This is a genomic window from Paenibacillus sp. RC67 (assembly GCF_030020805.1).
In the GTDB taxonomy this organism is placed as follows: Bacteria; Bacillota; Bacilli; order Paenibacillales; family NBRC-103111; genus Paenibacillus_S.
The window spans coordinates 7,353,035-7,367,349 of record NZ_CP125098.1 but is presented as its reverse complement, the minus strand read 5'-3'; the positions used below and the strand labels follow the sequence as shown (position 1 = coordinate 7,367,349).

Here is a 14,315-nt window from a genome sequence, read left to right as displayed (position 1 = left end):
GGGTTCTCCGTTTCTATGGATTTTTTATTTTCGAGCATATCGGATGTAAGTACTCATATGCATCGGCAAGCCAAGGATGAATGATCTTTAATCGATCCCGCTGATTCCATAAGTATTCGATATAAACAAAGGCACCCCGTTCAAGAGAGTAGTCCAGCTCAGAGAGCAGCTCGTCCAAATAAGGAGGCTTCCCTGGCTGATCCCATTCGATTTTATCTGCAACGAATATAATTAAGTCCATTTGGGTCGGATTCGCTTTCAAAGTTGTATGGCATTCTATAGCATCCAATATCGTTTGATCCTGAATTTGAAAAATGTCCTTGGTGATAACACGGGAAATTTTTTGGTGAATGATCATGGGAAAAGCAGCTTCTTCGGGTAAAATGTCGATTCCGAGCGCTTCGGCTGTGCGGATTCTTTCGCTGTTTGGGAAGATCGCGCTAATATCATGAAGAAGTCCTGCATACCTGGCAGCATCCGGATCACCGCCAAATCGGGCAGCAAGACGTTCTGCTTCACAGCCCACTCGAAAGCTATGCTCGGCGGTTTTGGGGCAATGGTGCAAATGAAGCAGGCGATTCACATCCGTTTCCAGGTGACCCGAAAACGTCATAGATTGTTGTATATCAAGAAGTAGAGGATGTATGGCCATGGGATTCACTCCCTTATTAGTGAACTATACCCATCGTACCATATTATGGATTTGCTGCCCATATAGGAAAAGAAATACTTATGGTTGGTGCGAATGGGAGCGGAGACTGGCTGCCGCTCCTTCTATCGAGAGTTGAGAACAAACAATATGACGGAGATGAGTGGACTCTAATTGTTTCCTTCCATGTTGGGGGGAGTCGTATTTTGTACGATTTGGGTAAGGACAGTTAGCTGCTGCTGCAGCATTTGAGAGATTTGTCCTAAGGTTTGTTCGGTTTGCTGTTGATTGGCCTGTACCTGCTGCCGGATGGAATCGGCCACTACGATGAGTGCTTTTTGAGTTTGGGTTATTTCTCCAAGAATTTGCTGGGTCTGCAATTGATTCGACGTCATCTGCAATTGAATATGCTGGGCTGTCTCTCCCAGAGCTGTCTGGGTTTGGGCCAGCCGCTCAAGTGTCTGGGAAGTTTGCGCATGATTATCCTGAATCTGTACCCCGATCTGATCCGTTTCCTGAACCAGCTTAGCCTGCAGTGGCTCAAGCTGTGCAATCGTGCGAGGTGTTTCCTGCTGATTGGCTTGTACCTGTCCTATAAGCTGTGCAATTCCGTTAACAAGATCCGTCTTTGTTCCAGTGATGGCTTGCGTCGTTGCTTCCTGCTGTTGAAGCAGCGCTTTTACTGTTCGCGTTTGTCTTTTTTGCTGCTGCAAGCTTTCGCAAAGCAGCGTGCGGGTAGATCTTACTGCCAAGCTCAGACACCTCCCTTAGAATCTGATAACAGTTTAGTATCTAAAGGAAGAGATGGTATGGGTGAATAGGTAAACAATTGCGATATTCTGTCCCGAGGGGTTCTCTTGTTAGCACAAATACCCCTTGCCGGGAAGGCAAGGGGTACCCTAGATGGAAAGGCAATCAGTCTGTCGATGTCTTGCGTTCAATTAGCATTGTAAGACTGAGCAAGCTTATAATAATAGTAGCTCCCATATCGGATAAAATAGCGAACCAAAGGGTGAGCATTCCGGGAATCGTAAGCAGCAGTGCTGCCAGCTTAAGCCCCATGGCTATCGTAATATTGATAGCGATGATCCGGTTCGTGCTGCGAGCGATAGCTATCGCATCAGGCAGCTTGCCGAGATGATCCTGCATGAGCACGATATCCGCCGTTTCAATGGCACTGTCCGTGCCTTTGCCCATAGCAATCCCTAGCTCAGCTGTGGCGAGAGCGGGAGCATCGTTGATCCCGTCGCCAACCATGGCGACCCGCCCTCCACGTCCAAGCTCGCGTATTTTCTCGACTTTATCCTCAGGCAGCAGGCCTCCGTAGAAGGAGGTGACGCCGACGGCCCGTGCGACTTTCTCTGCCGTTTGCGGATTGTCACCCGTCAGCATGACCGTGCGGCGGATGCCGCGGCGGTGCAGCGCTGCGATAACGCTAGCGCTCTCCGGACGAATCTCGTCGGCGATGCCGAACAATCCGAGCACTGCTTCATGGTCAGCAACAAGAACGAGAGTAAGGCCGCTCGCTTTGAAGCGGGCAATGTCCTGCTGCACGGCTTCCGGCAAGATGAGGTGGTTGACACTGGCCTCGTTGCCTAGAGAGTAGCGCTTGCCGCCAAGCACAGCGCGAATCCCTATGCCGGAAGCGGCGACTACCTCTTCAGGCTGCTCCGCTTGAATGCCCCGCTTAGCGGTTTCGCGTAAGATGGCTTTAGCCAGCGGATGAGTGGAAGACTGCTCGATGCTGGCCGCCACCCGGTAAAAGCGCTGCTCATCGGTATCATACACAACCGTTTGCTCCACATGCGGCTCTCCCAGGGTTAATGTTCCTGTTTTATCAAATGCCAGAGTATCGATACGACCAAGCTGCTCTAAGAAAACGCCGCCTTTGACGAGAATGCCATGCCGGGCGTTGCGGGTAATCCCGGCAACAATCGCAATAGGCGAAGCAAGAATGAGAGCGCAAGGGCAGCCGACGATGAGTACGGCAAGTCCTTGATACAGCCATTCCTTCCAGTCTCCTTGCAGGAAAAGCGGAGGGAAGACAGCGACAATCAGGGCGATAATCATAATAGCAGGTGTATAATATTTGGCAAAACGATTAATGAACAATTCCGTCGGCGTCTTGGTCTCCTGAGCTTCCTGCACCAAATGCAGGATGCGGGCCAGCGACGAGTCCTCGTAGGCTTTCTCTATTTGAACGCGCAGCACGCCGTCGTGGTTAATGCTGCCGCCAAATACACGATCACCAGGCATTTTTTCTAAAGGCAGTGATTCTCCAGTGATCGCAGCTTCATTCACGGAGCTCGTTCCTTCGAAGACTCGACCATCCGAAGGAATCTTTTCTCCCGCACGGACAAGCACGGTGTCTCCTACTTCCAGCGTTTCAATCGGGACGAGGGTTTCTTTGCCGTCCTGAATCAGTACCGCTTGTTTAGGAGCTACTTGCAGCAGGGTTTCCATCGAGCGCCGCGCTTTTTCCATCCCGATGCCTTCCAGCAGCTCGTTAATTCCGAACAAGATGGCGACCATCGTCGCTTCTTTCCATTCTCCGATACTGACGGCCCCGATAAGAGCAATCGTCATCAACGTATCCATATTGAAACGAAGCCGGACCAAACGCTTCAAGCCTTTGATGAAGGTGCCATATCCGCTTAATACGATAGCGGCAAGGTATAGAATAATGCCTATAAAGCCCGGTACACGGCCTTCGAGCAGCAGTGCTGCTCCGTACATCACTGCGGCAATGACCAACTGCTTGATCATTGAAGCTCCGCCGTGGGAATGGGAATGATCATGTCCTTCATGATCGTGAGTATGTCCGTTTCCGTGAGTATCAGTATGGGAGTGAGCATGATGGTTTCCATGAGCTGCGCTAGCCTTGCCGTCCTGCCGAACCGCAAGGCCGGATGAATCTCCACCCGCAGATCCGGAAGATGGACGGGAATGATGATGGTCTGTTCCGCAGCAATCGGCAACATCATGTTCAACTGCCGCGCTAACCTGTTCGCTGCTCTCTTCCATAGCGAGGTTGCTGCTGCGGACCCGCTGAGTAACTTTGCCAGCTGCTCCTGCCTTAATGGAACGCGGAGCCAATGAATCAATGAATGCTCCATCAGACCGCAATATTTTTTGCACTTCAGGCAATGCTACATTAGGATCTAGCTTCAATTTGCCGCTATTGTAATTGAGCGTTGCATTTTTCCCGTGCTCAAGCCGTTGGATTTGCTCCTCCATTTCTCGGGTACAGTTCGCGCAACTTAAACCTTTTACTCTGTATTCCAGCATGGTTTTCCCCTCATTTCACACTTATCTCCGGTCTGCTCGTGCGTCCCGGCATCGAGAATCAGGCTAATCGTGATTGGCGTGGTGTATCGCTTCGCTTAGCAGATCCATCACGTGTTCGTCGTCGTGAGAATAATATAATGTAGTACCGGCTCTTCTGAACTTGACCAAACGCAAATTTTTCAAAAAGCGAAGCTGATGCGATACGGTCGATTGCAGGAGTGAGAGCTCGTCGGCAATTTCATTGACCGAGCATTCCTTTTGTGAGAGTAAATATAAGATGCGAATTCGAGTTGTATCGGATAAGGCTTTGAATGTTTGAGACACCATAAATAAGGTTTCTTCATCCAAAGACCGGACTGTAACATCCGGACCTTGAGGACGGTCGAATGACTCCATAAAATGTACCTCCATAAATGAGCGTATGAATATATGAGTATATGTTCATATAGTATTCTACATAGGGTGATTTTGTCAATGACAAATGACCAAATTGTCGAATATAGCAACCCATTTTAACGCAGATGAGATTAGCATGCGCCATTTTTAGCAAGAACATGAAAAAAACGTCCACGGCTCTTCTGTAGATGAAGAAGCGGTAGACGTTTTTTGCAACTCGTTTAGTAGATCAAAATATTTCACGTAGGGCCTGTCATCCAAGGTTACATCGTGGTGCGGAATATTTTTGGAGAAACACCGACGATTTTTTTGAACAGCCGTGAGAAATAAAATACGTCCTGATAGCCCAAGGAGGATGCGATTTCCTTTAGCGATTGATCTGTGTTTAGAAGAATGTTTTTGGCCTCGGCCATTTTCAGGCGATGGACATATTCGTTCAGGGGATAGCCTGTATATTTGCTAATGGTACGTCGGAGCGTCGGGAACGAAATATGATGCTGCTCGCATAGCTGCCGTGGATCGAAGGGCCGATACATATAGTCGGCTATGGCTTCAATGAGTCCGAGCGCATTTTCTACTTTGGTCGTTTTTGGCACAGGCTCTGAGCTTAGCACGAACTCAAGCAGCATAGCTTCGACTGCCAGAGCGGCTCTATCTATATTGCTAGGAGTTCCGCTTTCCATCAGCATGAAAATGCGATTGATCCGCGTCAACTGCTCTTCTTCGGTCTGCTTGACCTTGGCAAGCTCAATGAGCCCGGAATCAACCCACTCTTGAATGCGCGGCCCTTCAATCGTGAAGTAATGCTCGTCCCAGTGCTCGTTCTCTCCGGGACCGTAATGAAACACCGCACCGGGATATAACAGGAAAAAGCTGCCCTGTTTCACCTTCTGCTTCTCTCCGTCATTCACTTGGTAAGTCCCTGAGCCTCCGGAAATATACACGATCGCCCAGTGGGTGAACTTCGCTTGGCTCCGGTAATGGATTCGCGCAGGAATGTGACCGACGTTGATCACCCGAAGCGATTGTACCTTCAGGATGCTTTTATCCACCATTAAATCCACAATACGAATAGGTTGTCGACTGATCTTATAGTCCATGTAACTGATCATGGCATACATTCCTTCTTTGCCGGATACGTGATAATTTGAGTATATAGTGCATTGAACAATAGCTCAACGATCAAACCGACTTAAGGGAGGACGGATTGAAATTGAACAAGCTGAACATAGGAATTATCGGAGCAGGGTCTATCTCGGATTTGCATTTTCAGGCGTATCAAAAGCTGGGCGAGGCCGTGCAGATTGCCGCTGTATGTGATTTGAACCGGGCAAGAGCACAGGAGAAGGCGGACAAATACGGTGCGTCGCAAATATATGAAGATTATCATGAATTGCTCGCAAATCCGTCTATCGATGCTGTTAGCATCTGCACCTGGAATAACACTCATGCAGAGATAAGCATCGCAGCGTTGAAGGCAGGCAAGCATGTATTAGTAGAAAAGCCCTTGTGCCGCACAGTGGAGGAAGCGCTTCAAGTGCAGCAGGCGGTTCGCGATTCAGGCAAGGTGCTTCAGGTCGGCTTTGTCCGCCGCTATGATGCTAATGCGCAATTGGTGAAGCGGTTCGTGGAAAATGGCGAATTCGGCGATATTTATTATGCAAAAGCTTCCTGCATTCGCCGTTTGGGCAATCCGGGAGGATGGTTCGCAGACAAATCACGTTCTGGCGGCGGGCCGCTGATTGATATCGGAGTCCATGTCATTGATATTTGCTGGTACTTGATGGGGCGCCCGAAGGTCGTCTCCGTTACAGGCAATACCTACAAAAAACTTGGAAATCGCGGCAACGTGAAAAACTTGTCGTTCTATAAAGCAGCGGATTATGATGCGAGCCAAAATTCCGTCGAGGATATGGCTAATGCGCTTGTACGCTTTGACAACGGCGCTTCCTTGATGGTTGATGTCAGCTTCACGCTGCATGCCAAGCAGGATGAAACGGTAGTCAAGCTGTTCGGTGAAAAGGGTGGTTTGGAACTGGAGCCTGCCTTGGCGCTCATCTCCGAGAAGCATGATACGATCCTGAACATCACGCCGCAAACCGATCAAAAAGGATTGAATGTTACGGCTGCGTTCCAGAATGAAATTCGCTGTTTCATCGAAAGCTGCACGACAGGTGTCGAGCCGATCAGTCCTGTGGAGGATGGCGTGGAATTGATGAAAATATTGTGCGGCATTTACGAATCGGCTGAAACCGGCCGCGAAGTTCGCTACGAATAACAAAAGGGGAGGAGAGTCACTCATGAAGCTTGGATTAAGCTCATATAGCTTGGTACGCGCCATTAGATCTCAAGAACTAGATATCCTTGGAGCTATCGACTGGATCGCTGAGAACGGCGGAGAGCATGTAGAAATTGTGCCTATCGGCTTCAATCTGACGGAGAATCCGGAGTTGATCGATGCGATACGGAATAAGGCGGCAGCCGCGGGAATTGAAGTATCCAATTACGCGATAGGAGCGAACTTCATTACGGAATCTCGTGAGCAATACGAAGCGGAGATTGAGCGAGTTAAACGCGAGGTCGATATTGCGCATGGGCTCGGAGTCAAACGGATGCGCCATGACGTAGCGTCCCGCAAGGATACCTCCATGATCCGGTTCCAGGAGGATTTGGAGCTGCTTGCATCCGCATGCCGACAAATTGCTGATTACGCGTCGCAATACGATATTGTGACAAGTGTAGAGAACCATGGCTACTACATTCAGGCGAGCGATAGGGTGCAGGCGCTGATTCATGCCGTGGATCGTCCGAATTTCCGGACAACGCTGGATATAGGTAACTTTATGTGTGCAGATGAAAACTCCGTTGCCGCTGTGAAGAAAAACATTTCCTTTGCGTCCATGGTTCATGTCAAAGATTTCTATCTTCGCCCAGCTCATCTGAATCCAGGGACGGGATGGTTCCCGACTGCAAGCGGCAATCATCTGCGCGGTGCGATCGTCGGTCACGGCGATATTGATATGCGTCAGGTCATTAGCATCGTGAAGTATTCCGGCTATGATGGCTATATCTCGGTGGAATTCGAAGGTATGGAGGACTGCTATACAGGCTCAAAGCTGGGCCTGGAGACGGTTCGAAGATTATGGGACGAGGTATAGAAGAACCGCAGTCTAAGGAGTAAAAAGGAACGACCAAATAAAGTGAGGGCCTCGAAGCGTTGTTCCTGAGGCGGAACAACGCTTCGAGGCCCTCTTTTTCCGGTTATATAGCTGACCCAATGTCAGAAGAATTCAATTGGAATATTTCTTTTTCCACATGGCCATCCAATCCTGAAAGTTCATCCCTGTGACTTCCTCCAGTGTTCTGCCATCCAACGAGTAGACAGATCCTGCCACTTCGGCATCGGGAAATGAGTACCCTCCAATGATACGGCTTCCTGTCATCATAATAAATACATTCGTTTTTTTCTTATAAATGCGTTCAAGGGGATGCTGCTTGACGGTAAAACGGTAGATTGTAATTTGCTGCCCGAAATAGCGGTCAGGTTCCTCTGCTTGAACTCCCCACATTTGCATGTAGGGTGTCGAATCGGGGCTGCCGTACAGTTTGCTTTTGTCCAGCTGATAGCTGTAAATAGGGCCTCCACGAGCAGTGACCGCGTATCCCTGCGATTTCACATACTGCTCTGCTGTAAGCTCATCACCGCTTATTTGCTTGCTGCAGCCTGTAACATAAACTAGCATCAGTCCCAGGAATACTATGAGAAAAGCGCCTTTATTCATGACCATTCTCCCCTTTGGTTCATATGGATTAATGCTATTTGTCTACAATAACGCGTACTTCGTTGTGAATGTTACAGCTCTAGAGAGGTAGAACACAAAAAAGCCAGCGTCCTAGCGAAGGAGGCAGACTTTTGTTTTTGGTACGAACCTATAAATTCGGAAACGATCTTGGATTGGATAGCAGTTTAGTACAGGTTACTCGCTTGGATTCTTGTCCAGAAGGATGCTCATACCGGTTGCTGCTAATGAAACGAAGGAAGGAAGCGCATAATCGAGAAGCACATCCACACCATGGGACATATGAGTAAACATCACACGTTCAGGCTGAACCTCTTGAATGAGCTCCAGCGCTTCCACCATATCATAGACGGAGCGGGTTCTAAGCTCGGCTTCTTCCTTGTAAAAATTCGTACCCAAAATGAGCAGCTGTAATCCGAATAAAGGAGCTTTTTCTTCGGTGTTCAAGTTAATAGCATCAGAGCAATACACCCATTGATAGGGTACAGAGCCCCCACGGAGGAACTTATATGCATAGGAAAAGCCGTTTTTGCCATGGCATACTTTCCAAGGAGTAATATGCCAGTCTCCCCAGGTCAATCCCTGGATACAATCATGAAGGTGGAGATGGCGCTCGAGCCAAGGAAACTGCTGAGTAATCGTATGCAGCACATCTCGCGGAGCATAAAGGTGGCCTTTGCGGCCCAGCCAACGACAAGCATCGGCCCATTCAGGCAGTCCGGCGATGTGATCGAAATGAGCGTGGGTAATAAGGACATGCTCGATGAAATGTTTGCCTTCCCGTTCCATCTGGGCTCTCCAGTCAGGCCCGCAGTCAATTAACAGCTCGTTTCCTCCTGCATTAAGCATGACGGAGAAACGGAGGCGCCTGTTATGTCCGGTCGTTCTGGCTTCTGTGCAGATGTCGCAAGGGCAGTACACCCGTGGAACACCCATCGAGTCGCCTGTCCCCCAGAATGTCAGTAGGTCGTTCATGTTCTTATTCTCTCCGATTCTTGGTCTTTTGCTTTAAAGCATAGCAGGATTTCAAGTATTCAACAAGACACCGTTTGTAGGCATGCAGAAAAGAAAAGAAAGAAGCCGGGCAAGCCATCGTTATATGGGATGGCTGCCCGGCTTCATGAATTCTTATTATTTAGAAGCATTGTAGAGAGACAAGATGAGGGACACGGCTTCTGCACGAGTGGCGCTTTGATCAGGCTCGAACCGATTGTTATCCCGTCCGTTGATGATGCCTTGCTTGTGTGCAGCTGCAACGGACGCTTGAGCCCATTGAGGTATGCTGTCCGCATCCGAGAAGCTGGAGCGAGCATCAGCATCTACCTTCAGCTTCATAGCACGCACAATGACAACAGCCAATTCTGACCGGCTGATTTGGCGATCGGCCCGGAAGGTACCGTCTTCATATCCGGTAACGATTCCTGCTTGCACGGCCGGTGTAAGGTGTGGCTTCACCCATTGCGGAATTTGAGACGCGTCGGTAAAGCTCAGCTCGCTGGAGCTTTGCCCCAGCTTCAGCGCTTTGTTCAGCAGGGTAACGAATTCCGTCCGGTTAATATTTGCGTCTGGACGGAAGGTGTTGTCTTCGTACCCATTCACAATGCCAAGGGCTATCGCTTGCTCGATAGACGCTTGAGCCCAATGATTTTGCAGATCTTTGAGGGCCGCTTTGGCTTCAGGCTGACTTGAGTTTTCATTTGTTTTTTTGTCCGGCTGAATGCTGGCTTTGTCAAAGGCGATATCCGCCTCGGTGACACCGTTGTTGGCATTGGATGCTGCTAATTTGAATTGAGTCAGCACTTTGGCTTGTGCATTTTGAATTTCAAATTGTACAGTTCTTTCATTAAGTGTCTCGTTTACTGCTACTACCTTAGGCTCTATCCAAGCTCCGCTAGTATCCACAATCTTAAGTGCCGTGATTTCTTTATTGGAAACCGTCCATAAGACATAGCTTTTGCCGTTCGCAATTTCCAGCTTGGCCGGATGCTTGGCGAATGGTTCTGCAGCGGAAGTTTGCGATGTTCCTCTAGAATAAAGAGCGTATTCAATCGTATACTTCCCGGCTTCCAGGGTTTCAGCCAACGGCTTGATGATAATTGCGCCACCGCCGCCACCACTGCGACGAGTGCTGGTACCATTGTCTGTTCCAGGTTCGGTTACCTGGGATGGGTTGATCTTAGAAAAATCAATTTCGAAGGCATGCTCGTTTTGTGCTGCATCGAGCAGGCTTAGCACATAGACTGCTGAGCGGTCCTTGATTTCAAAGCTGGCTGTCGCCTGTGTGCTGCTTGCTGCTAAAACAGTTACTACACCGGATTGTTTGGCGGCGGCTGCAATGGCGATATCTTCAAGAGAGCCGTCCGCTTTTTTCATTTGAAGCTTTTTGAAGGTAACGCCACTAAGGAGCTGGATTGTGACGATTTGTTTCCCTCCGCTTACTTTCATGCTGGCATCCGAGGATATAAAGCTTGTTAACAGTGTTCCGTTTCCATTGTGAATGGAGGACGGCCAGTTGAAGCTGTAGTTGGCATCTGCCAATACAATGGATGCTTGGAATTTGCTAATAGAGCTCTTCAAAGCGCCAACCGCATCATTCACAGCTTGCTGTGTTGCTGAAGCATTGGCTGCAACGGCTTCAGCAGCAGTAATTGCTGCTTGCAGAACAGCCTTGGAGCCGACAGGGTATTGTCCTGGAGCGCTGCCTTCAACAGCGGCTGCCAGCTTGGTTTGAGCTTCCGTAATTTGTGCTGTTAATTGCGACTTATCTACGGTAGGCTGTTTGAAATCAAAGCCTAGCTCTACTTCGTACTCATGATCATAAACGCCGATAGGAGCCGGAAGCACCCAATAAATTTTGACCCAGCCGTTCAAACGGCTTTGGATATCTGCTACTTCAAACCGGACGACACGCGTGTTCGCAGCGGTATCGACGCTGACAGTTTCCGTTTCGGTTAAGACACCGTTGCGTTCGGTCTTGAACGACTTGATCTCAGCGTTCTGTTTGACAGTGAAGGAAACGTAGTTTTTGCCGCCGGACACGGTCAGCTTCCCACTGTTCGGATCGACATAGTCATACATAACCGATTTTTCATCGGTGCCTTTTTTATAGATGGTAAAGCCGATAGGGTATTCGCCATCTGGAATCGAGCCAGGATTCGAAGGCTCTGCGATGACGGAAGCGTTGAACGCTTCCATAGAGCTCTTCAAAGCGCCAACTGCATCATTCACAGCTTGCTGTGTTGCCGAAGCATTGGCTGCAACGGCTTCAGCAGCAGTAATCGCTGCTTGCAGGACAGCCTTGGACCCGACAGGATATTGTCCTGGCACGGTGCCTTCAACAGCGGCTGCCAGCTTGGTCTGAGCTTCCGTAATTTGTGCTGTTAATTGTGACTTATCTACGGTAGGCTGTTTGAAATCAAAGCCTAGCTCTACTTCGTATTCATGATCATAAACGCCGATAGGAGCCGGAAGCACCCAATAAATCTTGACCCAGCCGTTCAAACGGCTTTGGATGTCTGTTACTTCAAACCGGACGACACGTGTATTCGCAGCGGTATCGACGCTGACAGTTTCCGTTTCGGTCAAGACACCGTTGCGTTCGGTCTTGAACGATTTGATCTCAGCGTTTTGTTTGACGGTGAAGGATACAAAGTTTTTGCTGCCGGTCACGGTCAACTTCCCACTATTCGGGTCGACATAATCGTACATAACCGATTTTTCATCGGTACCTTTTTTATAGATCGTAAAGCCGATAGGGTACTCGCCATCTGGAATCGAGCCAGGATTCGAAGGCTCTGCGATGACAGATGCTTTAAATGTAGTCACAGCCTTCTGTAGTGATTGCAAGGCAGCCGCCGTCAGCTCAGTAGTGCCAGTTAAGCGCGATGCTTCCGCACCCGCAGTATTGATGGCAGACTGAAGGGCCGTCTTCGCAGCTTGCGGATATTGCCCAGGAGCCGTACCCGTTACACTTGTCCTGTAGAGCGTATTTGCATCGGTTATGGCTTGAGACAGAGCGCTATTGTCCACATTATTCAAATTCAGGCGAATATCATGCATACGGTCATAATTTTGTTCCGGGATGGCGATGTGAACCTTGGCATCGAGCAGAGCAGTTAAGCTGTCGGCCTTAAAGTTCACGACTCTCGTATTGTTCGCCGTATTCTCGCTAACAACGGCTGCATCGACATATTGTCCGCCAGTTTTGACCTGGAATTCCTTAATAATCGAGCTATCTTTGATGGTGAAGGAGACAGAAGTGGCGCCTCCCGCTGTTGTTACGGTTGCAGGCTTCAAGAAGTAACTTTCCACCGCGGAGAATGCGTCACTTGTCGCATGAACCGTAGTGAAATAAAGCGGATAGGCTGCACTAGCTTTAAAAGTAGTCACTGCCTGCTCCAATGCAGTATCGGCTGCATAAATTTGCGGCCGGGTACTGGCTAAATTGGCAGCTGTTGTTTTTGCCGCATCGATTTTACTTAACAGTGTCGTCTTTGCTGCAGCATAAGCGGCTTCTGCTCCAGGTGCGGAGGTTGCCGTATCCGTTAACTTTTGAGCTGCAGCAGCAACCTGACTCAATGCTTCAAGCTTATCGGCATTGTAGCTGAGGTATACGACCTTGGTCACACCGTCGAGCTTGTAGCGGACATAGGATTGCCCGAGCCACTTGGTATCAGCGACATTCGATTTGCGAATGGAGACTTGATACATTTTTTTCTGGTCATCAGAGCTCTTGATGAGCTGGGAAGCACGGTATTCGACTGCTGTATATCCTCCAGTACCTGAAGCTGTCGGCTGCATCACGTCAGTGATTGGTATATTTGTATTAAAGGTGATGTTCGCTTTGGTGCCGAGATCAGCGTTCTTAAGAGTAATATAGGAGGTAGTACCTGCGATTTCAGGAGCATTGGCCGATGGAACAGTCGTCGGGCTAAGCGAGTCTAGAGCGATGACCTTTACAGGATCGGCACTGATAATATAGTAAGAATCCTTGATAGAATTGTACTCTCCGGTAAGAATTCTCACGGCATCGTCAACTGCAGTTTGTGTAGACTTAGGTTCATCGTAGACTTTCTGGGCACTCTCAAGAGCGTACGTTATATTGGTTTTGGGCCCTACGATGAACTCCCCCGGTCCGGCAGGGGCTGTCAACGAACCGACCTGACCGTCTGCATAGCCAACCTCTTTGATTCCATCTCTGAATTCCGTTATGGCGGCTATCAGGGAAGCAAGAACTCGTTTATCTGCAGAATAAATTAAAGATTTAAAGGTATTCAAGGCTGCTGTCAATTCATCGTAAGCTTTTTTGATATCCTCTGTTGAGGGGCTGCCTGAAGCAATAATAGTTTCCGTTTGTACGATCTTCGTATAGAACGGGAGTCTGGTGCCTGCCGGTGAGTCTCCCAACTGAGTTCCTTCATAGGTGCTTGCGTAGACGGATTTGGAAACAGTCACTAGCTCCTTTAAAGAGGCAAGCGTAATTTGCGGTTCTGGTTCCCCGCCGTTTCCTCCGTCATTTCCGTTTATCGGCAAGCCTTTCGTATTGATTTCCAGCTGAACGTTATACCAGTAATCATAATGAAAACCGACGCCAAATTCGGGGGCATCCTTAATAACGACATGCATGACAACATCTTGCTTTTTGGTAATGTCTTCAATTTGAATGGTGGTAATCATATTACCGGTGCCATTGTTAGTGGGACGAACAGGGAAGGGAGTATAGCCTTCTGTTCCTTGAGCAGTATTGGTAGAGGTATTGATTACCGCCTTAGCTGCCCCAGGATTGCGAAAAGCGAGAAATTGAAAATAACCGTAGTATTGAGGGCTGATTTCATGTTCGAATGTGACTTTACCATTCTGAACGATGAGCTTTCCTGAGCCCGGAACGGATAAATACATATTGGCTGCGGAATCGTAAGTGGAACCATCCTTCACATAACGGTAGCTGACCGGATATACGTTATCCGGGAGAGTTGCAGCTGCTTCGGCTGTTCCGGGATGGATGTTCAAGGCGGCGAATAAAGATGACAGGAATAAGGCCAGGGAAAGGCATAAGGCAATGGATTGCTTCAAACTGCTTTTTAACACTCTATGGACACTCCTTCTTTTTCGGTCTTGGACCAAATACCAAAACGAAAAGCAGCCTGGAATCAGACCACTTTTCGCCTGGGCAATTATTGTGT

The 14,315-nt window shown here is 48.8% G+C and carries 10 protein-coding genes; 2 read left to right on the top strand and 8 right to left on the bottom strand.

Annotated elements, in window-relative coordinates:
- Positions 1-13: 13 nt before the first annotated feature.
- The 5 genes from yqeK to QMA13_RS33215 form a co-directional block, all read right to left on the bottom strand.
- Positions 14-652: a bis(5'-nucleosyl)-tetraphosphatase (symmetrical) YqeK gene (yqeK, locus tag QMA13_RS33235; RefSeq protein ID WP_282937903.1), complete on the bottom strand. Its 639-nt coding sequence runs from the start codon at positions 650-652 to the stop codon at positions 14-16.
- Positions 653-819: 167 nt separating this feature from the next.
- Positions 820-1,401 (bottom strand): hypothetical protein, encoded by a 582-nt coding sequence (locus tag QMA13_RS33230; protein ID WP_282937902.1) that lies wholly within the window; start codon positions 1,399-1,401, stop codon positions 820-822.
- A 163-nt stretch (positions 1,402-1,564) separates the two neighbouring features.
- Positions 1,565-3,937: a heavy metal translocating P-type ATPase gene (locus tag QMA13_RS33225; protein WP_282937901.1), complete on the bottom strand. Its 2,373-nt coding sequence runs from the start codon at positions 3,935-3,937 to the stop codon at positions 1,565-1,567.
- Positions 3,938-4,000: 63 nt separating this feature from the next.
- Positions 4,001-4,333, bottom strand: coding sequence for an ArsR/SmtB family transcription factor (locus tag QMA13_RS33220; protein WP_028553042.1), 333 nt, complete (start codon positions 4,331-4,333; stop codon positions 4,001-4,003).
- Between the two features lie 263 nt (positions 4,334-4,596).
- Positions 4,597-5,445, bottom strand: coding sequence for an AraC family transcriptional regulator (locus QMA13_RS33215; RefSeq protein ID WP_282937900.1), 849 nt, complete (start codon positions 5,443-5,445; stop codon positions 4,597-4,599).
- A gap of 101 nt (positions 5,446-5,546) precedes the next feature.
- Between QMA13_RS33215 and QMA13_RS33210 the strand changes: the two genes are divergently transcribed.
- Complete coding sequence (locus QMA13_RS33210; protein ID WP_282937899.1) at positions 5,547-6,611, top strand: Gfo/Idh/MocA family protein; 1,065 nt, start codon at positions 5,547-5,549, stop codon at positions 6,609-6,611.
- A gap of 22 nt (positions 6,612-6,633) precedes the next feature.
- Entirely contained in the window at positions 6,634-7,491 is an 858-nt protein-coding gene (locus QMA13_RS33205) for a sugar phosphate isomerase/epimerase family protein (RefSeq protein WP_282937898.1), read from the top strand.
- A gap of 132 nt (positions 7,492-7,623) precedes the next feature.
- On the opposite strand, the gene QMA13_RS33200 is transcribed toward QMA13_RS33205, so the two are convergent.
- From QMA13_RS33200 to QMA13_RS33190, 3 genes are all read right to left on the bottom strand, one after another.
- The gene (locus QMA13_RS33200; protein WP_282937897.1) at positions 7,624-8,115 is read right to left on the bottom strand and encodes a hypothetical protein; all 492 of its coding nucleotides are present in this window, start codon (positions 8,113-8,115) and stop codon (positions 7,624-7,626) included.
- Between the two features lie 195 nt (positions 8,116-8,310).
- A complete protein-coding gene (locus tag QMA13_RS33195; RefSeq protein WP_282937896.1) occupies positions 8,311-9,108 on the bottom strand; it encodes an MBL fold metallo-hydrolase in 798 nt (265 codons plus the stop codon).
- A 156-nt stretch (positions 9,109-9,264) separates the two neighbouring features.
- Complete coding sequence (locus QMA13_RS33190) at positions 9,265-14,220, bottom strand: NEAT domain-containing protein (RefSeq protein ID WP_282937895.1); 4,956 nt, start codon at positions 14,218-14,220, stop codon at positions 9,265-9,267.
- Positions 14,221-14,315: the final 95 nt, after the last annotated feature.

Bases quoted from the DNA above. Each gene is read 5' to 3' on its own strand.
- yqeK (WP_282937903.1), bottom strand. From the start codon at position 652: ATGGCCATACATCCTCTACTTCTTGATATACAACAATCTATGACGTTT.
- QMA13_RS33225 (WP_282937901.1), bottom strand. From the start codon at position 3,937: ATGCTGGAATACAGAGTAAAAGGTTTAAGTTGCGCGAACTGTACCCGA.
- QMA13_RS33220 (WP_028553042.1), bottom strand. From the start codon at position 4,333: ATGGAGTCATTCGACCGTCCTCAAGGTCCGGATGTTACAGTCCGGTCT.
- QMA13_RS33215 (WP_282937900.1), bottom strand. From the start codon at position 5,445: ATGATCAGTTACATGGACTATAAGATCAGTCGACAACCTATTCGTATT.
- QMA13_RS33205 (WP_282937898.1), top strand. From the start codon at position 6,634: ATGAAGCTTGGATTAAGCTCATATAGCTTGGTACGCGCCATTAGATCT.
- QMA13_RS33200 (WP_282937897.1), bottom strand. From the start codon at position 8,115: ATGAATAAAGGCGCTTTTCTCATAGTATTCCTGGGACTGATGCTAGTT.
- QMA13_RS33195 (WP_282937896.1), bottom strand. From the start codon at position 9,108: ATGAACGACCTACTGACATTCTGGGGGACAGGCGACTCGATGGGTGTT.